At 69.4% G+C, this 23,823-nt stretch carries 22 protein-coding genes; 13 read left to right on the forward strand and 9 right to left on the reverse strand.

The features are described 5' to 3' along the window. On the forward strand, window positions 1-444 hold a 444-nt coding region (locus GKO32_RS13470), incomplete at its 5' end, for a TNT domain-containing protein (RefSeq protein ID WP_154757195.1). Continuing rightward, window positions 441-707: a hypothetical protein gene (locus tag GKO32_RS13475; protein ID WP_312867863.1), complete on the forward strand. Its 267-nt coding sequence runs from the start codon at window positions 441-443 to the stop codon at window positions 705-707. The genes GKO32_RS13470 and GKO32_RS13475, both read left to right, overlap by 4 nt. Here the strand turns inward: GKO32_RS13475 and hisN are convergent. Next, window positions 693-1,460 (reverse strand): histidinol-phosphatase, encoded by a 768-nt coding sequence (gene hisN / locus GKO32_RS13480; protein ID WP_154757274.1) that lies wholly within the window; start codon window positions 1,458-1,460, stop codon window positions 693-695. The two genes, GKO32_RS13475 and hisN, sit on opposite strands and share 15 nt — an antisense overlap. Window positions 1,461-1,531: 71 nt before the next feature. Here hisN and GKO32_RS13485 point away from each other — a divergent pair, with 71 nt between their 5' ends. After that, on the forward strand, window positions 1,532-2,224 hold the full coding sequence (locus GKO32_RS13485) for a response regulator transcription factor (protein WP_154757276.1): 693 nt from the start codon (window positions 1,532-1,534) through the stop codon (window positions 2,222-2,224). Between the two features lie 2 nt (window positions 2,225-2,226). Further along, a complete protein-coding gene (locus GKO32_RS13490) occupies window positions 2,227-3,516 on the forward strand; it encodes a sensor histidine kinase (protein WP_312867864.1) in 1,290 nt (429 codons plus the stop codon). Window positions 3,517-3,669: 153 nt separating this feature from the next. Here the strand turns inward: GKO32_RS13490 and GKO32_RS13495 are convergent, their stop codons facing one another. Beyond that, entirely contained in the window at window positions 3,670-4,188 is a 519-nt protein-coding gene (locus tag GKO32_RS13495) for a GtrA family protein (RefSeq protein WP_312867865.1), read from the reverse strand. Window positions 4,189-4,335: 147 nt separating this feature from the next. Continuing rightward, on the reverse strand, window positions 4,336-6,519 hold the full coding sequence (locus GKO32_RS13500; RefSeq protein WP_312867866.1) for a sigma-70 family RNA polymerase sigma factor: 2,184 nt from the start codon (window positions 6,517-6,519) through the stop codon (window positions 4,336-4,338). 216 nt (window positions 6,520-6,735) lie between these two features. On the opposite strand from GKO32_RS13500, the gene GKO32_RS13505 reads away from it, so the two are divergent. The 5 genes from GKO32_RS13505 to purE all read left to right on the forward strand — a co-directional run bounded on the left by GKO32_RS13505 (window position 6,736) and on the right by purE (window position 11,803). Continuing rightward, window positions 6,736-7,599 (forward strand): nucleotidyl cyclase domain-containing protein, encoded by an 864-nt coding sequence (locus GKO32_RS13505; RefSeq protein WP_312867903.1) that lies wholly within the window; start codon window positions 6,736-6,738, stop codon window positions 7,597-7,599. A 61-nt stretch (window positions 7,600-7,660) separates the two neighbouring features. Continuing rightward, window positions 7,661-8,977 (forward strand): glycosyltransferase 87 family protein, encoded by a 1,317-nt coding sequence (locus GKO32_RS13510; protein WP_312867867.1) that lies wholly within the window; start codon window positions 7,661-7,663, stop codon window positions 8,975-8,977. Beyond that, complete coding sequence (locus GKO32_RS13515) at window positions 8,955-10,097, forward strand: glycosyltransferase 87 family protein (RefSeq protein ID WP_312867868.1); 1,143 nt, start codon at window positions 8,955-8,957, stop codon at window positions 10,095-10,097. The genes GKO32_RS13510 and GKO32_RS13515 overlap by 23 nt, the downstream gene beginning before the upstream one ends. A 6-nt stretch (window positions 10,098-10,103) precedes the next feature. Next, window positions 10,104-11,300, forward strand: a complete 1,197-nt coding sequence (locus GKO32_RS13520) for a 5-(carboxyamino)imidazole ribonucleotide synthase (protein ID WP_312867869.1) — start codon at window positions 10,104-10,106, stop codon at window positions 11,298-11,300. Next, the gene (purE, locus tag GKO32_RS13525; protein ID WP_154757197.1) at window positions 11,300-11,803 is read left to right on the forward strand and encodes a 5-(carboxyamino)imidazole ribonucleotide mutase; all 504 of its coding nucleotides are present in this window, start codon (window positions 11,300-11,302) and stop codon (window positions 11,801-11,803) included. Before GKO32_RS13520 ends, purE begins: the two co-directional genes overlap by 1 nt. Here the strand turns inward: purE and GKO32_RS13530 are convergent. Then, complete coding sequence (locus tag GKO32_RS13530) at window positions 11,786-13,405, reverse strand: class I adenylate-forming enzyme family protein (RefSeq protein WP_154757198.1); 1,620 nt, start codon at window positions 13,403-13,405, stop codon at window positions 11,786-11,788. The genes purE and GKO32_RS13530 overlap by 18 nt on opposite strands. An 82-nt stretch (window positions 13,406-13,487) precedes the next feature. On the opposite strand from GKO32_RS13530, the gene GKO32_RS13535 reads away from it, so the two are divergent. Next, entirely contained in the window at window positions 13,488-14,669 is a 1,182-nt protein-coding gene (locus tag GKO32_RS13535; protein ID WP_154757199.1) for an acyl-CoA dehydrogenase family protein, read from the forward strand. A gap of 85 nt (window positions 14,670-14,754) precedes the next feature. Next, window positions 14,755-14,898 carry a hypothetical protein gene (locus GKO32_RS13540; protein WP_154757200.1) on the forward strand — a complete coding sequence of 48 codons (144 nt, stop codon included), beginning with the start codon at window positions 14,755-14,757 and terminating at the stop codon, window positions 14,896-14,898. Between the two features lie 10 nt (window positions 14,899-14,908). Here the strand turns inward: GKO32_RS13540 and GKO32_RS13545 are convergent, their stop codons facing one another. Genes GKO32_RS13545 through GKO32_RS13555 form a run of 3 tightly spaced genes read right to left on the reverse strand, consistent with a single transcriptional unit; the run spans window position 14,909 to window position 18,121 of the window. Next, complete coding sequence (locus GKO32_RS13545; RefSeq protein WP_154757201.1) at window positions 14,909-15,586, reverse strand: TIGR03089 family protein; 678 nt, start codon at window positions 15,584-15,586, stop codon at window positions 14,909-14,911. 9 nt (window positions 15,587-15,595) lie between these two features. Further along, window positions 15,596-16,762 (reverse strand): LCP family protein, encoded by a 1,167-nt coding sequence (locus GKO32_RS13550; protein ID WP_166459536.1) that lies wholly within the window; start codon window positions 16,760-16,762, stop codon window positions 15,596-15,598. A gap of 54 nt (window positions 16,763-16,816) precedes the next feature. Next, window positions 16,817-18,121, reverse strand: a complete 1,305-nt coding sequence (locus GKO32_RS13555) for an LCP family protein (protein ID WP_312867871.1) — start codon at window positions 18,119-18,121, stop codon at window positions 16,817-16,819. A 225-nt stretch (window positions 18,122-18,346) separates the two neighbouring features. Between GKO32_RS13555 and rfbB the strand changes: the two genes are divergently transcribed. Next, window positions 18,347-19,339, forward strand: a complete 993-nt coding sequence (gene rfbB / locus GKO32_RS13560; RefSeq protein ID WP_154757204.1) for a dTDP-glucose 4,6-dehydratase — start codon at window positions 18,347-18,349, stop codon at window positions 19,337-19,339. Window positions 19,340-19,347: 8 nt separating this feature from the next. Next, on the forward strand, window positions 19,348-20,238 hold the full coding sequence (gene rfbD, locus GKO32_RS13565) for a dTDP-4-dehydrorhamnose reductase (protein ID WP_376765956.1): 891 nt from the start codon (window positions 19,348-19,350) through the stop codon (window positions 20,236-20,238). On the opposite strand, the gene GKO32_RS13570 is transcribed toward rfbD, so the two are convergent. Both GKO32_RS13570 and GKO32_RS13575 read right to left on the reverse strand, forming a co-directional pair. Continuing rightward, window positions 20,214-21,299 (reverse strand): glycosyltransferase family 4 protein, encoded by a 1,086-nt coding sequence (locus GKO32_RS13570; protein WP_312867872.1) that lies wholly within the window; start codon window positions 21,297-21,299, stop codon window positions 20,214-20,216. The two genes, rfbD and GKO32_RS13570, sit on opposite strands and share 25 nt — an antisense overlap. After that, window positions 21,292-23,769, reverse strand: coding sequence for a glycosyltransferase (locus GKO32_RS13575; RefSeq protein ID WP_154757206.1), 2,478 nt, complete (start codon window positions 23,767-23,769; stop codon window positions 21,292-21,294). Before GKO32_RS13575 ends, GKO32_RS13570 begins: the two co-directional genes overlap by 8 nt. Window positions 23,770-23,823: the final 54 nt, after the last annotated feature.

The following is a 23,823-nucleotide window of genomic DNA, read 5'->3' on the forward strand; positions in this document are numbered from 1 at the left end:
GCCACCGACGCACCCGCCGGGCTGTTCCGTGGGTACGAGCCACTCGGCGAGATGGATCGACGCGACTGGGATCGAAGGTTCCTCGCCGGTGTCCGCGACTCCACGCCGGAATACGCCTGGCCGCCCGGCGAGCTTTATCCCGAGGGCGGCTACGAAGCCGGCGAACCCGAGATCCTCCCCGCAGGCACCATGCTCGACCGGTTCGGCGGCCCGGACGGCCGGGTCTTCGCGCCCCAAGGCACGTGGTACGCCAGGCGTTCCCTGCCTCCGTCCACAGTGGACACCGAATATCAGTGCTACCGCGTGCTGCGGGACACTCCACTGTGGACAGCGGTGTCGGCACCCTGGTTCGGTCAGCCCGGCGGCGGAATCCGTTACCGCGCACTGTATTCCGCCGGCGAGCTGGTCGCCATGGGCTACCTGGCCATCGAGGAGGGGCAGTGAACGTCGAATCGATCGCGCGCTGGCTGGAGTCCATCGGCGTACCACCCGAGGTCATCTCGGTCGGCGCCGAGGCCGACAACGCCTGGTGCCTCCTGCGCGTCGACGATCCAGACCCCGTGTGGGAAGTCTTCTGGCGCGAGCAGGGCAACCGCTACGACTGGGCGCGCTTCACCAACGAACAGGTCGCGTGCCACTACCTGTTCGGCCGGCTCGCCTGGTCACAGGTCGCCCGCGGCGCGCTCGGGCTGCTACCCGCCCGCTGACTTCAAGATCTCCAGCGCGGCGTCGTGCAGCTGCCCGTTGGACGACAGCGCCGAACCGCCGTCGAACCGGACCTCGCCGCCCAGATCACTGAACCGCCCGCCGGCCTCCGTCACCAGTACCTGCATCGGCGCGACGTCCCACGGGTTCACGATCGCCTCCGCGGCCAGATCGATCGCGCCCTCCGCCACCAGACAGTGGTGCCAGAAATCCCCGAAGGCACGGGTTTCCCAGCACGCGTCGTTCAGCGCCAGATACGCCTCCCGCGAGTGGTACTCGGCCCACGAGTTCAAGTGCGTCGTCGACAGGTACGCGTCCGATAGCGACGACACCCCGGAAACCGCAATCCGCCGCTCGCCCGTCACGTCACGCAGCCACGCGCCCTCGCCGAGACTGGCCCACCACCGGCGGCCCAGCAGCGGCGCGCTCACCATGCCGACCACGGGCGTGCCGTCCTCGACGAGGGCGATCAGCGTCGCCCACACCGGCCCGCCGCGCAGGAAGTTCTTCGTGCCGTCGATCGGGTCGAGGATCCAGGTCCGCCCCGCCGACCAGCCGGAACCGCCGCGTTCTTCACCGGCGACGGCGTCGGCGGGTCGCTCCGCCGTGAGCACCGAGCGCACCGCGTCCTCCACTGCGGTGTCGGCGTCGGTGACCGGTGTGCGGTCGGGTTTGCTGCGCACCGACAGGTCGAGCGCACGGAACCGGGCGGTGGTGATCGTGTCGGCGACGTCGGCGAGACGCCCCGCGAGCATGAGATCCGCTGAGTAGCTGGCCACGCGACGATGGTTTCACGGGCGCCGGTCGTAGAGTTGGCCAGGTGAGCATGGTGTTACTCGCCGAGGACGATCCGGCGATCGCGGAACCGCTGTCACGCGCGTTGCAGCGGGAGGGCTATGAGGTCCAGGTCGTGGAAGACGGGCCGAGAGCGCTGGAGGCGACCGGGGATCATCGCGTGGACCTGCTCGTGCTCGACCTCGGCCTGCCCGGCATGGACGGGCTCGAGGTGTGCCGCCGCCTGCGTGCGAGCGGCACCGAGCTGCCGGTGCTGATGCTCACCGCACGCACCGACGAGGTCGATTTCGTGGTCGGCCTCGACGCGGGCGCCGACGACTACGTCGCCAAACCGTTCCGGCTGGCCGAGCTGCTCGCCCGCATCCGGGCGCTGCTGCGCCGCCGCGCGCCGGAGGTGCTCGAAGTCGCGGGCGTCCGGATGGACCTCGGCGCCCGGCTCGTCACCGTCGAAGGCCGCGAGATCCAGCTCGCCAACAAGGAGTTCGAGCTGCTGCGGGTGCTGATGAGCCACGCGGGCCAGGTCGTCAGCCGTGACGAGATCCTCGCCGAGGTGTGGAACGAGCTGGAGTCCAAAACCTCGAAGACGCTCGACATGCACATGTCCTGGTTGCGCCGCAAGCTCTCGGTCACCAGCGACGGCAAGGGTGCCGTGGTGCACTCGGGTGACGGCGAGCGGCGCATCGCGACGGTGCGCGGCGTCGGCTTCCGGTTCAACACCGAATAACCGTGCGACGCCGGATCCTGCTGGCCATTCTGCTGGCCGTCGCGGTGACCGCGGCGGCGCTCGGCATCCCGCTGGGGATCACGGCCTGGAAGCTCGTGGACAGCATCACCACGGAGGACCTGGGCGCCCGCGCCTCGCAGATCGCCGCGACACTCGACACCGACCTCGCCGATGGTGCGCTGACCGGCGACGAGCTGGCCAAGGTCGCGGTCGCCATCCCGGCGGGCGGCCGGCTGACCGTGCGCTTGCCTGGCCGGCCGCCGCAGACCGAGGGGGAGGACCCGGGCAGCGACGTGGTCACCGCGCGGGTGCAGCTGGCCCGCGATGGCACTCTCGAGCTCGCGACGCCCGCCGGTCCGACCCGGTCCCGGCAGACCACCGTCACCCTGGCCGTGCTGCTGTTGGTGGTGCTGTCGGTGAGCATCGGCACCATCGTCGCGACCGTCACCGCCCGCCGGCTGGCCCGGCCGCTGCGGCACGTCGCCGAACGCGCGGCGAAGCTCGGCGGCGGCGACTTCCGCCCAGACCCCAGCCGGTACGGGGTCGGCGAGCTCGACATGGTGGCGGAGGCGCTCGACACGTCGGGGACCGCGCTGGCCCAGCTCGTGCAGCGGGAACGGCAGCTCGTCGGCGACGTGTCGCATCAGCTGCGCAGCAGGCTCACCGCGTTGCAACTGCGGCTCGACTCGCTCACGATCGTCGAGGACAGTGATGTCGCCGAGGACGTGCGAGCGGCGCAGGAGCAGGCCGAGCGGCTCTCCGAAGCACTGGAGGAACTGCTCGCGGCGGCTCGTGCGGCGAGCGAGGTCGACGCGGAACCGGTCGAGCTGGGCGCCACGCTGCCGGAAGTCGCCCAGGAGTGGCGGCAGTTGCTGCGCGCCGAGGGCCGGAACCTGCGGTTGAGAATCGGCGACGGCCTGATCGCGCGGGCCACCCCGGGACGGTTGCGGGAGGTCGTCGGAGTGTTGCTGGACAACGCGTTGCGCCACGGCGCCGGCACGGTGACCCTCGCCGCGCGGCGCGGTGACGCCGAGGGGACGGTGGTGGTCGAGGTCAGCGACAACGGCTCCGGCATTCCCGACGAGCTGGTCCCGCACGTGTTCGAGCGCGGGTTCTCCGGTGGCGGATCGACGGGCGTCGGCCTCGCGCTGGCGCGTGCGCTGGCGGAGGCGGACGGCGGGCGGCTGGAGCTGTCGAGCCGGCGGCCGGCGGTGTTCAGCCTGTTCCTGCGGGTGCCCAGCCCCGGTGACGTCCGCGAGGTGCGCTGGCCGTCGGAGCGGGTGCCGCGCTAGAGACTGCTTCAAAGTGACTTGCGTGGCGGGCGCGGGTGGCGGAACCCGACCCGGCCCCGCGCGAGTTGCGCGTTCCCGCTGCGCGAGTTGCGCGTTCCCGGCGCGCGCAACGCTCAACTCGCGCGCTCCCAACGCTCAACTCGCGCGGCCTGCTTAGCGCCGCAGCGTCAGGTCGCGGCGGCGCTGGCCGAGCTCGTCGGGGAACACCCATTTCTTGAAGGCCCAGAAGCGGAACACCATCGCGAGCAGCATGCCGATGATCGACCCGCTGAGGAAGTCGGCCGTCTCCTGGACCAATCGGCTGACGTTCGGCACCTCGAGGTGTAACCCGTAGCGGGACACGAGCAGCGGGATCAGGTTCACCACCACGGCGAGCCCGCTGATCACGAAGAACAGCGCCGCCTCGTGATGGCGTTCCCGGCCGCCGCGTGTGCGGAACGACCATTCGCGGTTCAGGACATACGACACGATCGTCGCGACGATGATCGCGATCGCTTTCGCTGTGGTCGGTTTGTCTTCGAGCACGCTCAGTTTGAGCAAGTACCACACACCGTTGTCGACGACGAATGTCGTGCCACCGACTATGCCGAATTTCAGCAGTTCCCGATGTTTGATCAACACCGAGCGCACGGACTCCGGAGTATGCGACAGCACGCTTTCCACAACGGTCACGACCGCAGTGTACGGACGTCGGGTAAACCGTTGCTGGTCAGGCGGCCCGTTGGCCTGGTTCGTCCGATTCCGGGCAACCGAGCAGCGCCGCGGAAAACCAGCACGACCAGGCCCGGAATCATTCGGTGGAAATATTCCGCAGCCCGGTCACCGTGGAATCCACGGCAGCCACCACCACGGCCTTCCGGGTTTCTCCGGCTTGCTATTCGTCGTGGTCGTGGTGGCCGGTTCGGATGACGACGTCGTGGCGGTCGTCGTCGGTGTGGAAGGCGAACTCGACGTACTGGAGGTCGAGCTCGGTGGCTCGGAAGTAGTCGTCGTGGTCGTGGGGAGCGGCAGTGGCGCCGGTGGTACGGCAGGGCGGCAGAACGGGGCACCCCAGGACCAGCACCCGCGCTGGACCATCTGCGACTGGGTCGCCGTGCCGATCGTCGCGGTGACGGTGATCGTCTCGTCGTGGTCGAACCGGTCCGCCACGAACCACAGCCTCAGGTGTTCTCCCGGCGCCAGCGGTTTGTCACTCGTACAGGGGCTGGTCCCGCCCGGCGCGCAGTTCGCGTGGAAGCTGCCGAGCACCACGTGAGCGGGCTGGTCGACGGTCACGGTCGCCGGTTTGGTGCTCTGGCCGGTGTTCGTGACATCCACGCTCAGCCAGGCCGGGCCGACCCACGGCCATGGCGAGTTCCAGTTCGCCTCGACGGCCAGGCCCACGCCGTCGGCGGGCAGCGGAGTGACCCTGACCGGCACGCTGATCGACACCCGGATCGCGGAGCCGGCCATGACGGTTCCGGTCACCTCTCCCGGCTGGGCGCCGGGGTCGGCGAGCAGCCGGAATTTCAGCACCGCGGTCTCGCCAGGCTGCAGCCCGCTGCTCGTGGAGCAGGTGACCGTGCCGCTACCGGGCGGGCAGTCGACGCTGATCGGGCCGCTTGCCGGTTCGGCCGCCTGCGGGGTGAAACCGCGCGCGGCGACCGTGCCGCCACCGCCGCCGGGACCCACGGCGCGCACGCCGGGCGGCAGGTTCAGCGACGCCGACACCGGGTCGGACACGCTGCCGCCGTCGTTCCGCACGGTGATCGGCAGCTCGACCGGCGTGCCTGAACCGGGTTCGAGCTCGATGCCCTCGGCCGGTGCCTGTGCGCTGAGCTTGGCGGGAGCCGGCGCCGGGGCAGGCGCGGGCGCGACCGGGGGAGCCGGGACGACCGGTGCCGGCGGTGGGGCGACCGGTGGTGCGGCAGGCGGCGGTGCCGGTGCCGCGTGTGGCGGTGCCGGAGCGGGAGCCGGTGCGGGCGGTGGGGCGACGGCCGCGGGCGGCGCCGGTACGGCAGCGGCCGCCGGGATCTCCTGGTTGCCGCCACCGGCGGCCAGCGCGACGGCGACCGCGGCGGCGATCGCGACGCCGGATGCGGCGACCCCGAGGAACTGCCGTGGCCCGGCGGCGGCCACGCTCGCGGCGCCACCGGCCGAACCGGCGGACGCGGCGGCCACCGTCGCGGTCGCCGCGGTCGCCTTCGCACCTGAAGCCGCGAGATACGCGAAAACCGCGCCGCCCAAAACCATCGGGGCGACGACAGCACGGAGCGCCCCGTTGACGTCGGCGAGTTCGGCGGCCAGCGCGCGGCACCGGTCGCACTCGTCGAGATGCGCCTCGACCTGTGCACGCTCCCGTTTGGACAGACCGTCACGAGTCCAGGCGCCGAGCCGGTCCGCCGTCGCGCGGCAACGTTCCGCGGAGGTCTCGGCCAGATGCACCTGCAGGTACGCCTGCCGCAGCCCCTCGCGGGCACGGTAGGCGAGCGCGGACACGCCGTTCGCAGTCAGGCCCAACAGCGGTGCCACCTCGGCCGGGGTCTGGCCCTCGATTTCGGTGTGCCACAGCACGGCCTGCCACCGCTCGGGCAGCCGGGCGAACGCCTTGGCGGCCATCGTGCGTTCCAGGCCCGCGACGGCGGTGTCGGAGAACGGCACGGTCAGCGCCTCGGTCGCCGCGCCACCGGCACCGCTGAGCGTGGTCATGTCGTCGTTGAGGTCCAGCCGCTTGTCTTTGCGCGTCTTGTCGTACGCGGTGTGCCGCAGCGCGGTCAGGAGGTAGGCGCGGAAGGCGGAGTCCGGACCCTTGCCCGCGCGCAGCGTGTCGAGCACCTTCGCGAACGCATCCGAGACCAGGTCGTCGGACTCGGCCTTCGACCGGGCCAGCTGCCGGGCCAGGTTGTAGGCGGCACCGACGTGACGTTCGTAAAGGGTGCCGTACGCGGCGAGATTCCCGTTGCGGACCGCGGCGATCAGTTCCGCGTCACTCTTTTCGTCGAAATCCGCAGGAACGGTGGACACTGGTCTCCTTCTGTCCAGGCATTTGTAACGACGGCCCCCGCACCGCCTATGAATCTTGACGCCGCGCACTGGCCAGTGTGACGGACGTTGTCGCCTGGGTCACCCTCCGGGGTCGTGGATAACACCAAGGGTGCAACGACGTCACTGGATTTCCCGTCACGGCGTTGTGGTAACCGCGTCACCCAGGTGCAGGACGGAGCGAAAGGACGGTCGCGAGTGGATGTACCGGCCAGTGGCGGGGAGGATTCCCGGCAGTGGAGCTGGAGCCCGCGCGGTGCGCTCACCGACCCGGAAACCGATCGCTCCCTGCGTGCGCTGCGAGCGAAATGGCGAACCGCGAGTCTCGCTGCGGGATGGCGATTTCCGAGCGATTGGGCGCTGCCGGAGGTGGACGCGGTGTGCGCGGCGGCGATCAGGGGCGGCGGGACGGAAATCCCGCTGGCCGGGCTCGCCAGGGCGCGGGCGGCGACCGGTGCCGGGCTCGCCGAAGTGCTGAACGATCTCGCCGCGTTCTGCGCCGTGCTCGATGACCCCGCCGCCGAAGACGGGTTCGTCTCGCCCGACGTCGACGCGATCCCGGCCCGGCTGCTGCGGGTGACCGCGCTCGCGTGGGCCGACGTGGCGATGGACCAGCTCGCGCACCTGGAGGTCGTCGATTCGCTCACCGGACTGCCGACCGCGGCGTACCTGCGCACGCGCCTGCGCGAGATCTACCGCCAGGCCCAGCTCGCCGGACGGTCGGTCAGTGAGGACCACACGCTGCTGGTGGTCAATCTCGATCTGTCCACTTTGGCCGGCTGGCAGCGGGTGACCGGGACGATCCTGTTCGGCGAAGCGTTGCGCGCGGTCCTCGACGGCGGGGAGACCGTCGCCTCGCTCGGCCCGTCCACGCTCGTCGCGGTGCTGCCGAAGGATGGGCAGATCACCTCGAAGGCGATCGGGCTGCGGCGTGCGCTGCACGAGCGGTTGTCGGTCGATGACCAGCTCGACGACCTTGGCGGGCCACGGATCCGTCTGGTCCGGCTGCCCAGTAGCCACGAGGCGGCGTGCGAACTGCTGTATCGCCTTGCCCGGACCTGAGGCCCGCACGCGAACCCGGGGCTGTGCGCCGGGCGCTGGGCTTTCGTGATTTCCTGGTGGGGTGACTCAGTCAGTGCCCGCGGCGGACAGCGAGCCGTTGTTCCGGACGTCGCCGCGCCTGGCGTTGCGCACCTCGCTCGCGCGGCTTTCGGTGCGGCCGCGGTCGATGTTGCTGCTGGCCGCGGGGCCGGTGCTGTTCATCGGGCTCGGCGTCGTCGGCTGGCTCCTCGACTGGCGGCTCGGCGTGGACAGCGCGGTGTACCGCGCGGGTGCGCTGACCCTGCTCCACGGGGACCCGTTGTACGACGGCAGCACGCTGGCCCCCGAGCCGTGGTGGGCGCTGCTGCCGTTCACCTACGCGCCGTCGGCGTCGTTGCTGTTCGTGCCGTTGGCGATCCTGCCGACCCAGATCGCGTGGGGAGTGCTCGCGGCGATTTCCGTGCTGGCACTGGCGCTGGTCATCCGGGTCACCATCGGTTCGCTGCCGACACCGCTGGCCGGGCCTCGCTGGTGGTCCTCGCCCGCGCGCGCGACCCTCGTGTTCTCGGTTGTGCTGCTGTGCCTGGAACCGGTGTGGCGCACCATTTTCCTCGGCCAGATCAACCTGATCCTGATGGCGCTCGTGGTGGTCGATGTCCTCGTCGTCACGGCACGCGGCGGCCGTGGTGGAGGCATCATGGTCGGGGTCGCGGCCGCGGTGAAGCTGACCCCGTTGATCTTCGTGGTGCACCTGTTCCTGACCGGCAAACGCGCCGACGCCGTGCGTGCGCTCGTCACGTTCCTCGGCCTGCAGCTGCTCATGCTGGTGCTGATTCCCGGCGACACGATCCGTTACTGGACCAAGACGATCTCCGACACCGGCCGGATCGGGCCCGTGCACTGGGCGGGCAACCAGTCGCTCAACGGCCTGATGAACCGCGTGACCGACCTGGCGCCGTGGGCGTCGAAGGCCGCGATCGGGATCAGCGTGCTGCTCGCGATCCCGGCGTTCTGGCTGCTGATGCGGTTCCACCGCCGTGGCCAAGCGCTGGCCGCGTTGCTGGTCAGCGCGTTTTTCGGGCTGCTGGCCTCGCCGATTTCGTGGTCGCATCACTGGGTGTGGGCGGCGCCGCTGATCGTGCTGCTGATTTCGCGGCTACCGCGGACCACCCCGGCGACGGCGTGGCGCCGGTGGCTCGGTACTGCCGCGGTGATCGTGGTGTTCGTCAGCTGCGTGCTGCTGGTGCTCCCGAACGGGCGCAACATCGAGCTGCACTGGAAGTTCTGGGAGTCGGTGCTGGGTAACGCCTACATCCTGATGCCACTCGTGCTCGCCGCTGTGCTTGCCGTGCGGGCGATCCGGCTGCGGCGGCGTCGTGTCGAGCCGACCCTCCGCTGATCCCGGGCGGGCGCTGATCGGCCTGCTCGTCGCCGGCACGCTGGTGTTCGGGGTGTGGGGCTGGCTCGCGGGCTGGCACGGCGGGGCGGACAGTGCGGTGTACCGGTCGGGCGCGCTGACGTTCCTGCACGGTGATCCGCTGTACACGCTGGATCGGCTCGCTGGTTTACCGTCGTGGGTCGCGCTGCCGTTCACCTACCCGCCGGCGGCCGCGTTGCTGTTCGTGCCACTGGCCGCGTTACCGGCCGGGCTCGCCTGGGCGCTGATCTCGGTGGCGTCCGTGGTTTCTCTGGCCGTCGTGGTGTACGTGTGCCTGCGGCCCACGCGATGGTTACCGGTCGCCGGGCTGACCGCGTTCGGGCTCGCGTTCGAGCCGGTGTGGAAGACGTTCTCGCTCGGGCAGATCAACCTGATCCTGCTCGCGCTGATCGTGGTCGACGTACTGGCCCGGCCGCGCTGGTCCGGCGTGCTGGTGGGGATCGCGGCCGCGGTGAAGCTGACGCCGCTCATCTTCGTCGCGCACCTGTTCGTGGTCGGCCGGTGGCGTGACGGGCTGCGCGCACTCGGCACGTTCGTGGTGTTGCAGGCGTTGATGTTCGCGCTGACTCCGGGCGATGCGATCGCCTACTGGACGCGGGCGGCGTTCGACCCCGACCGGGTCGGCGGGGTGCACTGGGCCTTCAACCAGTCGCTCAACGGCCTGCTGCACCGGGCGACGCACGATGCACCGTGGTCGACGAAGGTCGCGCTGTTGATCGCGGCCGTGCTCGCGGTACCCGCGGTGTGGCTCGTGCGGCGGTGGTACAGGCGTGGCGAGCACCTGGCGGCGTTGCTGGTGACCGCCTTCCTCGGGCTGCTGGCCTCGCCGATTTCGTGGTCACATCACTGGGTCTGGGCGGTGCCGTTGGTCGCGTTGCTGATGGTGAAGCGGCGGTGGGTCTGGGCCGTCGCGGTCACGGTGTTCTTCGTCAGCTGTGTGGTGCTGGTGGTGCCGAACGGTGGGGACGCCGAGTTCGGCTGGGGCTGGGGCTGGTGGGTGGCCGGCAACGCGTATGTGCTGGCGGCGGTGGCCGGAATCCTCGGCCTCACCGCCCGTGAGCTGCGTCGCCCCGTACTCTGATCCCTTGTGGATTCACGTACCGGTCTGCCCGTTGTTGGCATGGTGGGCGGCGGCCAGCTCGCCAGGATGACTCACCAGGCCGCGATCGCGCTCGGCCAGTCGCTGCGCGTGCTCGTGGCCGACAAGGACGACGCCGCGGCCATGGTCGCCGCGGACGTGACGATCGGGCACCACACGGATTTCGACGCGCTGCTGGCGTTCGCGAAAACGGTCGACGTCCTGACCTTCGACCACGAGCATGTGCCGGGGGAGCATCTGCTGGCGATCGCGCTGAACACGGACGTCCCGATCCGGCCGGGCCCGGACGCGCTGGCCTTCGCGCAGAACAAGCTGATCATGCGTGAGCGCCTCGCGGCGGAGGACTACCCGTGCCCGGCGTTCGCCGAAGTGTCCGAAGTGGACGATGTGCTGAAGTTCGGTGCGGAGCATTCGTGGCCGGTCGTGCTCAAGGCCGCCACTGGCGGCTACGACGGCAAAGGCGTGTGGATGCTGGATTCCGACGCCGAAGCGCGCTCGCTGGTGCCGGAGTTGCTGGCGGCCGGTACGCAGTTGATGGTCGAGCGCAGGGTGGAGATGCGGCGCGAGTTGTGCGCGCTGGTGGCGCGCTCGCCATTCGGGCAGGGCGCGGCGTGGCCGGTCGTGGAAACCGTGCAGGAGAACGGAATCAACACCGAGGTGCTCGCGCCGGCGCCGGGCCTGACCGCGCGAAAGGTCGACGAGGCACAGGATCTGGCCCTGCGCATCGCGGAAGCGCTGAACGTCGTCGGTGTGCTCGCGGTGGAACTGTTCGAGACCGACGGCGGGCTGATCATCAACGAACTGGCGATGCGCCCGCACAATTCCGGCCACTGGACCATGGACGGTTCGCGGACGTCGCAGTTCGAACAGCATCTGCGCGCGGTGCTGGACTACCCGCTCGGCTCGACGGAGTTGCTCGCGCCGACGGTGATGGCGAACGTGCTCGGCGCGCCGGTGTTGCCGCAGATGGGGCCGGACGAGCGGCTGCACCACCTGTTCGCGCGGTTCCCCGACGCGAAGGTGCACCTGTACGGGAAGGGTGAACGGCCGGGCCGCAAGCTCGGGCACGTCAACTTCACCGGCCACGACCTGGCCGAGCTGCGGTCACGGGCGACGCTGGCCGCGCACTGGCTCTCGCATGCGGAATGGCTTGACGGGTACGACATTCACGGCAAGGAGCGGTGATGAGCGCGCAGGTGGGCGTGATCATGGGCAGCGACTCGGACTGGCCGACGCTGGAGGCCGCGGGCCAGGCTCTGGACGAATTCGGGGTGGGCTACGAGGTCGGCGTGTACTCGGCGCACCGCACCCCGCAACGGATGCTGGACTACGCCTCGTCGGCGGCCGATCGCGGGCTGCGGGTGATCATCGCCGGCGCCGGGGGAGCCGCGCACCTGCCGGGCATGGTCGCGTCGGCGACGGTGCTGCCGGTGATCGGCGTGCCCGTACCGCTGAAATACCTGGACGGCATGGATTCCCTGCTGTCGATCGTGCAGATGCCGGCCGGTGTCCCGGTGGCAACCGTGTCCATCGGCGGCGCCCGGAACGCGGGTCTGCTGGCGGTTCGCATCCTGGCCGCGCACGATCCGGCGTTGCGTGAACGCATGGCGGCGTTCCAGACTGAGCTGGAAAAGCTGGTGCTGGCCAAGGACTCCGCGCTTCGTGAGAAGCTAGAGCCGGGCGCGTAGCTCCCGTTTGAGCACCTTGCCCGCCGCGGACACCGGTATCTCGTCCACAAAGTACAGTTCCCGGATTCGCTTGTACGGCAGGACATTGTCGTTGACCGCCGCCAGCAGGGACTCATCGGTCACGGCTTCGTCGGTGCGCACGACGAACGCCACCGGCAACTCGCCGACGTCCGTGCGGTGGCGACCCACTACGGCGGCCTGCCGGACGCCGGGCTGCGCCATCAGCAGCTCCTCCAGCTCCCGTGGGTACACGTTGTATCCCTTGTACAGCAACATGTCCTTCTTGCGATCCACAATGGACAAGTAACCGTCCTCGTCGAGCACGCCGATGTCGCCGGTGTGCAGCCATCCGTCGACGAGCGTGGCGTCCGTCTCCTCGGGACGGTTGTGGTAGCGGGGCATCACCTGAGGCCCGCGGACGCAGACCTCCCCTTTTTCCCCGGCGGGCAACGGTTCGCCGTCGGCATCGACGATCTTCACTTCGGTTCCGGGTACCGGGACGCCGACGGTGCCCGGTTTCCTGATCCCGGAACGGAAGGCTGGTCCGCCCGTCGCGATCAAGGTGACCTCGGTGAGCCCGTACCCCTCGACGATGGTGGCGTCGGGGAAGCGGTCATGAAGCGCGCGGGTCGTCTCATGCGGCATCGGCGCGGCCCCGGAGCCGAGGGTGCGCACCGAGGACAGGTCCCGGGTCGCCAAATCCGGGCAGGCCACCAGTCCGGCGAAGAGTGCGGGCGCGCCGCCGATCGACGTGATCCGCAGGCGTTCGGCCTCGGCGAGATAGCGCCTCGGCTCGAAACCGTCCTGCAGCGCGACGGTCGTGCCGGTCAGCATGGACATGTTGACGCCGGAGATGATGCCCATTGCGTGGAACCACGGGGTCAGGTTGATGATCACCCCGGTGCCGAGGCGGACCGGCCACTCGTCGGCGCTGCCGACCTGATCCAGCGTCAGGCCACCGGCCGGGTCCACGACGGGCACGGTCCCGTTGTTCCACAGCGTGTACTGCAAGGCGTTGACGACGATATTGCGATGCGGCAGTTCGACGCCCTTGGACCGGCCGGTGGTGCCACCCGTGTACGCGAGGTGCGCCAGCGCGCGGTGCACGTCGATCGGCACGTCCGGCGGGGTTTCCGGCTGCCCGGCATGGAACTCGTCGAAGTCGTCGCCGACCGTGACGACGAGCCGCACCGCGGTCCGGTCCTGGATCGCCGCCAGCGTCTGCGCGGCTTTTCCGAAGGTCACCGCCGCGACGGCGCCGGAATCGGCGAGCTGCGCGGCCAGATCCGCGGGCGGCAGCAACGGGTTCGCGGGCACGAAGGTGGCGCCGGCCAGCTGGATCCCGTAGTACGCCACGGGATAGGCGAGGCAGTTGGGTGCGTGGATCGCGACCGTGTCGCCAGGCGCGATACCGTTCGCACGCAAGGCGTTCGCGAACCGGCAGGCGGCACGGTAGACCTCGGTGAAGGTCAGCTGACGGTCGTGGTGGCGGTACGCGACCCGTTCGCCCCAGCGGGCGGCGGCTCCGGCGACGATGGCCCCGACGGGAACTTCGGGGTAATCGAGCGAACCTGGTACAGGGGCCGGCAACGTGATCGGCATCGTTCCACCATAGGCTTGAAGTGCGACCGATCACACCGAACTCAGTGAACGAGCGCTAACCTGAACTGGCGAATTCCGTGCCATGCGAAAAGGGGTGACACCGGTGTCGGAAGGGCCTGGCCTGTACCAGTTGGCCGAGGAACACGAGGAGCTGCGCGCCGCCGTCCGTGCGCTCGCGGAGAAGGAAATCGCTCCGTATGCGGCCGAGGTGGACGAGCAGGAGCGCTATCCGGTCGAGGCCAGGGACGCGCTGGTGAAGTCCGGCTTTTCGGCGGTGCACATCCCCGAGGAGTACGACGGCCAGGGTGCCGACGCGATCGCGGCGTGCATCGTGATCGAGGAGATCGCGCGGGTCGACGCGTCGGCTTCGCTGATTCCCGCGGTGAACAAGCTGGGCACGCAGCCGATCATCCTGTCGGCGTCGGAGGACTTGAAGAAGCTCGTGCTGCCGGAGATCGCGGCGGGCGCGTCGGCCTCGTACGGGTTGTCGGAGCGCGAAGCCGGCTCGGACACGGCCTCGATGCGCACCCGCGCACGGCTCGATGGTGACACGTGGGTGCTCAACGGCACGAAGGCGTGGATCACCAACGCGGGCGAGTCGACCTGGTACACCGTGATGGCCGTGACCGACCCGGACGCACCCAAGAAGTCGAACGGCATCTCGGCTTTCGTGGTGCACAAGGATGATCCGGGCTTCTCGGTGGGCCCGAAGGAGCGCAAGCTCGGCATCAAGGGGTCGCCGACGCGGGAGCTGTACTTCGAGAACTGCACCATTCCGGCGGACCGGATCATCGGTGAGCCGGGTACCGGCTTGAAGACGGCGCTGCGCACGCTCGACCACACCCGCCCGACGATCGGCGCGCAGGCGCTGGGCATCGCGCAGGGCGCGCTCGACGCGGCGGTGGCGTATGTGAAGGAGCGCAAGCAGTTCGGCAAGGCGATCGCGGAATTCCAGGGTGTGCAGTTCATGCTCGCCGACATGGGCACCCAGGTCGAAGCGGCGCGCCACCTGGTGTACGTGTCCGCCGCGGCGACGGAGCGCGGTGACGCCCGGTCGGGTTTCCTGGCCTCGGCCGCGAAAACCTACGCCTCGGATGTCGCGATGTCGGTGACCACGGACGCGGTCCAGCTTTTCGGTGGCGCCGGGTACACCCGCGATTTCCCGGTGGAACGCATGATGCGCGACGCGAAGATCACCCAGATTTACGAGGGCACCAACCAGATCCAGCGCATGGTGATGGCGCGCGCCCTGCTGAAGGGCTGACCGATCCGGGCGGTGCACCCTGCACCGCCCGGATTCGGCCCGATTTCACACAGCCGGCCCACGACGCGTGGGGCACCCTGGAGGCATGGCTGAAGAGGCCACTCCGATCATGGCTTTCGCGGCGATCCTCCTGGGGATCATCGCGGCTGCCGCGAACGGTGACGCCTGGTGGTTCTTTGCCGGTGCCGTGGCTCTCGTTTTCCTGATCGAGCAGCCCGTCGACGCCTGACCCGGGCTGCTCAGTCCAGCAGGTCGGCGGTCGTGCGCTCCGCGCGTCGGCGGTCGGCCAGCTTCGCGGGGTCCGGATTGGACACCTGCACCAGATGCGCACCGGCGGACAACGGGGTGACGAACCCGCGCAGCACCCCGTCCGGCACGGTCCATTCCACTGTGGACAGAACTCGCGCGTCGGCGGGGAAGTCGCCGGCAGTCGCGAGCACTTCGTCCACAGTGGAGCCCGCGAGCGCCGGTGTGTCGCCGGAGATCGGGACCAGCGGGCGGAAGTTGTCCCCGGCCAGTCGAGCTTCGGCGAGGTAGTCGAACGCGCCGTCCGGTGGCGGTGAGGTCAGGCCGCGGCCCATCGGGTCGAGCGCGACGACCGCCGTCACCCCGGACACCGGCGCACCGGGCGCGACGAACGTCACCCGCGCGCTGTCCGAGTGGTCGACCACGTGTGCTCCGCACCACCACGCGCCCAGCAGCACCCCGGCGGTCTGCCAGTGCGCGGGCAGCCGCACGGCGACCTCGTCACCCGGCTCGACGTCGAACTCGTCGACCAGCCAGTTCGCCGTCTTCGCGGCCCAGTTCGCCACGGTCGCGACGGACAGTTCGACCCGGGTGCCCGCCGCGTCGTCGTAATGCGTGATCAACGGACGCGACGGCGACAGACGGCGGAAAAGGGCTTCGGTAAGGCTCATAGGCCCAAATTAGTTCACGCAGGTGACGTTCGGCCGCGCGGAGTGCGCCGCCGGAACGAGTCCGCCCGCTGCCGCGCCGCCACCACCGGACGCGCGACCGGCCAGGCCCGCGGCGAACTGCTGCACCGCATGGGGATCGACCTGGACGATGCTCTGCCCGTCGGGGCTGCGGCCGTTGATGGTGATCACGGGAATCGTTTCGAACCGCATATCGCCCGACGCCAGTCCCTTTGCCTTGTCCGCGAACTGCAGCAGATCGAAGCCCGGGTCCAGCACGAGGGAGCGGCGCAGCGCGTCGGTCAGCTGCCCCAGCGTCGCCGGATTCGTCAGCACCCCGCCGGAAAGTACCTTGTTCAGCGCGGAACCGAGGAACACCTGCTGCCGCACGATCCGGTCAAGATCACCGCGCGGCAGATTCTTGCGTTGCCGCACAAAGGAAAGCGCCTCGGCGCCGGTGACGGTGTGGCGGCCTGCGGTGAAGTCCGCGCCGGAATCCTTGTCCTCGGTGGCATGGTTGAGACACACGTCGACACCGCCGAGCGCCTCGGTGATGAGGTAGAACCCGAGCAGGTTCACTTCGGCGTAGTGGTCGATCCGCACCTGCGTGAGGTTCTGAATGGTCTGGACGAGTGCCTTGCGGCCGGCCTGGTCCGAATCCCGCTCGATTCCCGCCGCGTCGCGCCGGCCCGTCGCGTGCAGCTGGGCCGCGGCGGTGGCCTTCGCCATGCCGTACACCGAATTGATCTTTGCCTGGCCGCCGTGCGGAATGTCCACATAGGTGTCCCGCGGAATGGAGATCGCCGTGGGTTTCGCGCCGTTCCTCGGCACCCGTAAGACGATCAGCGTGTCCGTGTTGATCGTGCCGGACTGCTCGGTGCGCAGCGTCCGCAGCATCGACAACGGCAGCGGGTTGCCCTGCATATCGGTTCGCGCGTCCACCCCCACGAGAAGGATGTCCTCCGCGCCGTCGTCCGCGGGCGGCGGTTTGACGTCAGGGGTGTCCGGTTCACCGAGGATGTCCGTGGTGCGCAGATCACTTTGCACCTCGTGATAGGTCAGGTACGCGTAGCCCGTCGCCGCGAGCGCGATGACCGACAGCAGCGCGAGCAGGCTCAGCCCCACTCGCCGCGGAATCGAACGCGCTCCTGCCGGTTTTCTGCCCGCGTCGTCGTCCAAGGTCGTTTTTCCCCCTGCTCTCCCCGCTTCCGGTGACAAGGTTAGGCGACCTTGTCAGTTGACGCAGGCGACTTCACCACCCGTGATGGGCGGCGTGACACTCGACGGCGGTGCGCTGGACGTACTGGCCGATGTGGTGCTCGACCGTTTGGCCGAACTCGGCGGGGTTTTCGTCGAACTGGGGGCCGGAGTCGTTGTCGTGGGCGCCAGGCTTTCCGTGGTGCCGTCAGTGGTCAGTGCGGTGACGAATTCCTGGACCTGGGCCGGGTCGACGCGCAGCACATCGGCGCCGCCGATCGTCGCGGGGCCGACGACGGGAATGGTCTGGAACCGGACACTGCCGCTGTCGAGTCCGCGCATCTGCGCCGCGAACTGCACGAGATCCCAGTTGTCCGAGAGCACCACCGACTTCTTCACGGCGTTGATCACACCGCCGAGTTCCGCCGGGTTCGCCAGCAGGTCCGGCGAAAGCACCTTCCTGGCGAGCCCGGACAGGAACGCCTGCTGCCGCGCGATGCGATCGAGGTCGCCGTTCGGCAGGTCGTAACGCTGCCGCACGAAAGCCAGTGCCTGCACGCCTTCGACGGTCTGGCGCCCCGCGGGAAGGTCCACCCCGGACTTGCGCTCGTGCACCGGACCGTTGAGGCACACTTCGACGCCGCCGAGCGCTTTCGTGACCTCATAGAAACTTGCCAGGTTCACCTCGGCGTACCGGTCGATCATGCCCGGTTTGCCCATGAACTTCTCGAGCGTGGCGACGAGGTTCTTCCGGCCGGCGATCTTCGCTTGGCGATCGGCCTCGGCGGCGCTGACGCCTTGGCGCTGCAACTGCTCGAACCGGTCGTTGTAGGCGTAGACGAAGGCGCCGTTGAGCTTGTGCCGGCCGTACCCGCCGGTGAACTCGACCCACGAGTCGCGGGGGAACGAGATGGCCACCGCCTGGCGGCCGTCCTGGGGGATGTGCACGAGGATCATCGTGTCGGTCTGCTTTTCGCCGTCGGCGTCCCCGGCGTGCAACAGATCCAGCACCTCACGCGGCAGCGGGTTGCCCTGTGCGTCGGTTCTGCTGTCCATCCCGACCAGCAGGATGTCGACCGCGCCGTCGAGCGGGACGGCATGCAACTCGTTGTCCTCGAACACCTGGCTGGTGGCCAGCCCGCTGTTCGGGTCGCCGATGAACTGCCAGCCGTACCAGCTCGCCAGCAGCACGGCGACCGAGGCGAAAGCGATGATGACCTTGCCGCTGCGCAGTGCGAAGAGGACGAACGCGCGTTTGCGTCGTCTGGGCGAAGGAATGGGCGGTGGCGGCCAGCTGAGCTCTTCCGCAGCGTCCTGGCGGGTGGTCACCCCGTCGGTCACGCTCGCTCCTCCCGACCCCATCCGTTGTGAATGGTCCCAGATTACCAATCCGACCAAAGTAGGCGGACCCCGAACAGCGCGTAACGGTTGCCACGCAAGCCGGATAGCCGTGACTGTGGTCGGATTGGTAACGAATGGCACAGTACTGTTTCCTCTACTACAGACGTGTGCGGAGTGGGCTACGTTGCCCGGGTTGTGTAATCGGACGAACGGGAGGCGGGCGCCATGCGGGTGCTGGTGACCGGCGGTGCGGGTTTCATCGGATCGCACTATGTACGGCAGGCGCTTTCGGGCGCGTACCCGGCGCTGGCGGACGCCGAGCTCGTGGTGCTCGACAAGCTGACCTACGCCGGGAACCTGACCAACCTCGCGCCGGTGGCGGACAGTCCGCGTTTCCGTTTCGTGCAAGGAGATATCTGCGACGGCGCGCTGGTGTCGCGGCTGCTGGCCGGGGTCGGGCTGGTGGTGCATTTCGCCGCCGAGTCGCATGTGGACCGATCGATCTCCGGCTCCGCCGACTTCGTGCTGACCAATGTGCTCGGTACGCAGACCCTGTTGCAGGCGGCCCTGAACGCCGGCGTCCGCAAGCTCGTGCATGTCTCGACCGACGAGGTGTACGGCTCGATCGCCGAAGGTTCCTGGGCGGAAGACCATGTGCTGGAGCCGAATTCGCCGTACTCGGCGTCGAAGGCGTCTTCTGATCTGCTCGCCCGCGCGTTCCATCGCACACATGGGCTCCCGGTGTGCGTGACACGGTGCTCGAACAACTACGGACCGTATCAGTTCCCGGAGAAGGTCATTCCCCTGTTCGTCACGAATTTGCTCGATGGGGCAAGGGTTCCGCTGTACGGTGACGGGCTCAACGTCCGTGACTGGCTGCACGTGGATGATCACTGTCGCGGCATCCAACTGGTCGCCGACCGTGGCCGGGCCGGGGAAATCTACAACATCGGCGGCGGGACCGAACTGACCAACCGTGAGCTGACCGAACGGTTGCTCGCGGCGGTCGGCGCGGGGTGGGACCGGGTCGAACAGGTACCCGACCGGCTCGGGCACGATCGCCGGTACTCAGTGGACATCACGAAGATCAGCACCGAACTCGGTTATCGCGCCGAGGTGCCGTTCGAGCAAGGCCTGGCCGACACGGTCCGGTGGTACCGCGAGCACCGCTCGTGGTGGGAACCGCTCAAGCACCGTGCCGCCGTGGCCGGGAAATGAGGTGGGACATGCTGAGTGTGCTGGTACCAGGCGGAACGGGTCAGCTCGGCCGTGATCTCGCCGCGCTTTCCTCGCCATCGCGGGAAATCGTGGCGCCGGGTTCGGCGGAGCTGGACCTGACCAGCGCGGGCGCTGTGATCGCGGCGGTCGGCGCGCTGGCCGACCGGGCGCGCGGGGCGGGACGGCGGCCGTTGGTGATCAACGCGGCCGCGTACACCGCGGTGGACGCCGCCGAGACCGACGAACGGCGGGCTTTCGCGGTCAATGTAGACGGTCCGCGGGTGCTTGCCGCGGCGTGTTCTTCGCACCGGGTGCCCCTGGTGCACGTGTCGACCGATTATGTCTTCCCCGGTGACGCGAGCACACCGTACGAACCCGAGGACACGGTCGGTCCGCGCACCGCCTACGGTCGCACGAAGGCGGCGGGGGAGGACGCGGTGCTCGGTTCCGGCGCCCGTTCGTGGATCGTGCGCACGTCGTGGGTCTACGGCGCGAGCGGCTCGAACTTCGTGAAGACCATGGTGCGCCTGGAAGGCGAGCGCGAGACGGTGTCCGTTGTGGACGATCAGCACGGCTCGCCGACATGGTCGGCCGATCTGGCCGACGGACTGATCGAACTCGGCGAGTCCATTGTGGATGGCCGTGCTGCGGTGCGGAAGGTGGTGCACTGCACCGGCGGCGGCGAGACCACCTGGTACGGGTTCGCGCGGGCGATCTTCGAGGAGCTGGGCGCGGATCCGGCGCGCGTCCGGCCCTGCACGACCGAGGAGTTCCCGCGCCCGGCGCCCCGGCCCGCGTATTCCGTGCTGTCGAACACGCCCTGGGTGGACTCCGGGCTGACGGCGCTGCGCCCGTGGCGCGAGGCCCTTTCCGCTTACTTCGCGGCTGCCCGGCGGTAGGCGGCGACCGTGGCGTCGGCGCACCGCCGCCAGGTGAACCCGGCGGCGTGTGCCCGGCGTTCCACGGATTTCGAAGCGACTCGCGGTTCGGACACGGCTTGGCGCATCGCCTCGGAAAGCGCTTCCACGTCCTGGTACGGCACCAGATGCGCGTAACCGCCGGAGATCTCGCGCAGCGCCGGAAGGTCGGTGCAGACGACCGGCACGTCGCAGGCCAGCGCTTCCAGTACCGGCAGCCCGAAACCTTCCTCACGCGAGGGCAGGACGAGCGCCGCCGCGCCGGCGACCAGGTTCCGCAAGTCCACTTCGGACAGATAGCCGATGTGCTGTGCGCGGCCGGAAACCCGGGTCCGCCCGGGACCGGCCAGCACCAGCGGCGGGAGGTCCGGCGTCGCCTCGTGCGCCTTCATCAGCCAGTCGAGGCCCTTGCGGGGACCGGACGCGCCGACGAAGAGCAGGTACTCGGTGGGCAGGCGCAGACGCGCCCGCATGTCGTCGTTCGGCGGTCGCCCGGTGAACCACGCCGCGTCCACGCCGAGCGGAGTCACCTCGATCTTTTCCCGCGGCACGCCCAGCCGGTCGGCGACCACGTCGGCCGTGGCGGCGGTCGGGGTGCAGATCACGCGTGCCTGCGCCGCGCCTTGCCGGACCAGCTCGGGAAGATCGCGGTCACTTCGTGCGAGTTCCTCGAATGCGTCGAGGAAAGCGAGGTCGTGGATGGTGAGCACCCCGGCCGCGCGTACGGACCGTGGTAACACGAAGTTGGTGCCGTGCACGACATCCGTCAGTCCGGCGAACAGCTCGATCGGCGGGAACCGCGAGCGCAGCCAGCTCTTGCGCAGCAGCCGTGCCGAGACGGGCAGGCCGCGGCCGCGGGCGCCGTGCGGCAACACGTGGCGTAGCCGCCGCCAGCCACGCAGGGTGAACGCGACCGCGTGAGTGTCCACATCGGACCGTGAGGCCAGCTCTTCGGCCAGCGACGCGGTGTACCGGCCGATGCCCGTCCGGTCGCCCAGCAACGGGGTCCCGTCGAGTAGTACCTTGAGCCGCCGGTCACGCACGGCCGCGCGCTGCCTTCTTCAACCGTCCCGCGACGCGGCGGGCGAGCTCCTTCGGGCCGCCGTCAGTGAGGTATTCCTTCACCAGCGCCAGATCCCGCCGGACGGCTTCGGCGCCACGCAAGGGATTCGTGGTCACCAGGTCCGCCGAACCCGGCAACCGGTCGGCGGCGGGCCGGGGGTTGCGGCAGTACTCGACGAGCGGGGCCAGCGCTTGCGGCCAGGCATAGCGTTGCGCCACCGTCGCGATTCGTTCCTTGCAGGCGGCTGCGAATTCCGTGTCGTACAGCGCGCGTTCCAGCGCCTCGGAAAGCGCTTCCTCGTCCTCGGCCGGGACGACCACCCCGAGCCGCTCGTCCCGCACCAGGTCCGCGAACGCGTCCCCGTCGGTGGTCACGATCGGCAGCCCGGACCACAGGTAGTCCAGCACCCTGGTACGGAACGCGAACGTGGTCTCGACATGCTCGAAATGCGTGGTGACACCGCAGTCCGCGTCCAGCAGCCAGTTCTGCCGGTCGCCGTAAGGGACCCACTGCTCGTTGAAGAACACGTGCTTTCCGGTCAGCCCGAGCCGATCCGCCAGCCGCATCGTGCGCGCGCCGATGTCCATCTCGGCGACTTCGGGGTTGGGATGCTTCATGCCGAGGAACACCAGCCGCACGTCCGGCCGGCGCGCGCGTAACCGGTCGATCGCGTTGACCAGGGTGAGCGGATCGAACCAGCTGTACACGCCGCCCGCCCACAACACGACGTGATCGGTCTCGGCTACGCCGTCGAGGGTGGCTCGCAGGCCGGGGCCGGTGCGTACCGGCGGTTCCGCCGGAAGTCCAAAAGGGACGACCGCGAGCAGCGATTGCGTTGTGGGGTCGGCATCGTAGAGCCGGGGCGTGAGCCGGCCGAGCGCGGCGAGGTGACCGAGCCAGAAGTGCCGCTGCCGTTCCGATGCGCACAGGAAGAAGTCGCCGCGTTCAAGCTGGGCGTCCAGCACCTTGGTGACACCGGCGAGATCCGCGGCGCGCTGGTCGTCGGCCGCGCTCTTGCCCTGTTCGAGCAGTTCCAGGTGCATCGGGTCGTAGATGTCGCACACGACGAGCTTGGGCGAATCCTTGAGCGCGGGCGCCATTTCCAGCACATGGCCCTGCAGGATCACGATATCGGCCCACTCGATCGGCTCGGCCAGGTCGCGCTTGCGGGCGGCGCTGACCGGGAACGGCGCGGGCGGCGGCGCGGCCAGCGGATTCACCGTGACGAGCCGGACGTCGTGCTCGGATGCAAGAGTCATGGCGATGTTCCAGGCACGGATGGCGGGACCCGCCATCCGTTCGGTGATCGCGTCGCCGGTGAGCACGAGAACCTTGCGCCGCTGCCCGAAAACGCTTTCGATGCCGAACGCTTCGACCAGGATTTCGTGCGCGGCAAGGTAACGGGGGAGCGGGTATGCGGGCTCCAAAGCCTTGCGCAGCAAGGGAATCAGATCGGCGTCGGTGCGCACCCGTGCGGCTTGCTCCGCTTTGCGTGACTCGGCGAGCGACGGCAGCAGCTCCACGAACTGGTCGACCGCGAGCATTCCGGCGAGTGTCGTCCGGGGGACCTCGACGGGTGAGGTGTCGACCTTGCCGACCCCGTGTCCGAGGTCGAGCTGTGTCGGGTCCAGCTCGCCGCGCGCCGTTGCCCGGCGGATCGCGAGCGCGAGCGCCGCCGGCAGCACCTTCGTGAGGGTTTCGTCGGAGACGTTCTTGTACAGCGCGGCAAGTGCGTTGCGTTCCAGCAGGAACGTCTCGCGGCCCGTGTCGGGAGCGTCCACTTCGGACATCGTGGCGTGGTGGCGATGGTAGGCGACCGACTCGGGCACGTAACGCACCCGCCAGCCACGCAGATTCAGCCGCCAGCCCAGATCCACGTCCTCGTAGAACATGAAGAACCGCTCGTCGAACCCACCGAGTTCGGCGAACACACCGGCCCGCACGAACATCGCCGAACCGGTCGCGAACAGCACATCCTTGGCGTTCTCGTGCTCGGCGGCCGGCAACTCGGCGAGCGGCCCGCCCGCGTGCCGCTTGTAGCCCATGCCGAACCAGGTCAGGCCGGCGTCCACGAAGTCGACCCCGGTGCCGTCCCAGTCGAGCACCTTGCTGGCCACGGCCGCGACCGTCGGGTCGGCGGTGAGCGTGGCGACCGCCGCGCGCGCCCAGTTCGCGCCAGGCCGGGCGTCGTTGTTGAGGAACGCCAGCACGCTGCCTTCCGCGTGGCGGGCGCCGAGATTGCAGCCGCCGGCGAAACCGAGGTTCCGCGGCGATTCGATCAGCCGGACGTCCGGGACGGCGGCCTTGATACGGGCGGCGTCATCCCCGCCGGAGGCGTTGTCGACGCAGATGATCTCCAGCCGCGGGTAGTCGAGTTCTCTGGTGAGCGCGCGCAGACAGGTGATCGTGTCCTCCGCGCCGCGGTAGTTCACCACGATCACCGAGACCATCGGTAAAGGTGCTGCCCCCTGAGCCACCGCGCCCTCCCTGCTCGGATCTGTCGC

Origin of the sequence: Amycolatopsis pithecellobii (assembly GCF_009707865.1) — a bacterium.
In the GTDB taxonomy this organism is placed as follows: Bacteria; Actinomycetota; Actinomycetes; order Mycobacteriales; family Pseudonocardiaceae; genus Amycolatopsis_E; species Amycolatopsis_E pithecellobii.

Coding starts and splice junctions, on each gene's coding strand:
- hisN (WP_154757274.1), bottom strand. CDS start 1,460: ATGCTCGCGGGGCGTCTCGCCGACGTCGCCGACACGATCACCACCGCC.
- GKO32_RS13485 (WP_154757276.1), top strand. CDS start 1,532: ATGGTGTTACTCGCCGAGGACGATCCGGCGATCGCGGAACCGCTGTCA.
- purE (WP_154757197.1), top strand. CDS start 11,300: ATGAGCGCGCAGGTGGGCGTGATCATGGGCAGCGACTCGGACTGGCCG.
- GKO32_RS13530 (WP_154757198.1), bottom strand. CDS start 13,405: ATGCCGATCACGTTGCCGGCCCCTGTACCAGGTTCGCTCGATTACCCC.
- GKO32_RS13535 (WP_154757199.1), top strand. CDS start 13,488: ATGCGAAAAGGGGTGACACCGGTGTCGGAAGGGCCTGGCCTGTACCAG.
- GKO32_RS13540 (WP_154757200.1), top strand. CDS start 14,755: ATGGCTGAAGAGGCCACTCCGATCATGGCTTTCGCGGCGATCCTCCTG.
- GKO32_RS13545 (WP_154757201.1), bottom strand. CDS start 15,586: ATGAGCCTTACCGAAGCCCTTTTCCGCCGTCTGTCGCCGTCGCGTCCG.
- rfbB (WP_154757204.1), top strand. CDS start 18,347: ATGCGGGTGCTGGTGACCGGCGGTGCGGGTTTCATCGGATCGCACTAT.
- rfbD (WP_376765956.1), top strand. CDS start 19,348: ATGCTGAGTGTGCTGGTACCAGGCGGAACGGGTCAGCTCGGCCGTGAT.
- GKO32_RS13575 (WP_154757206.1), bottom strand. CDS start 23,769: ATGGTCTCGGTGATCGTGGTGAACTACCGCGGCGCGGAGGACACGATC.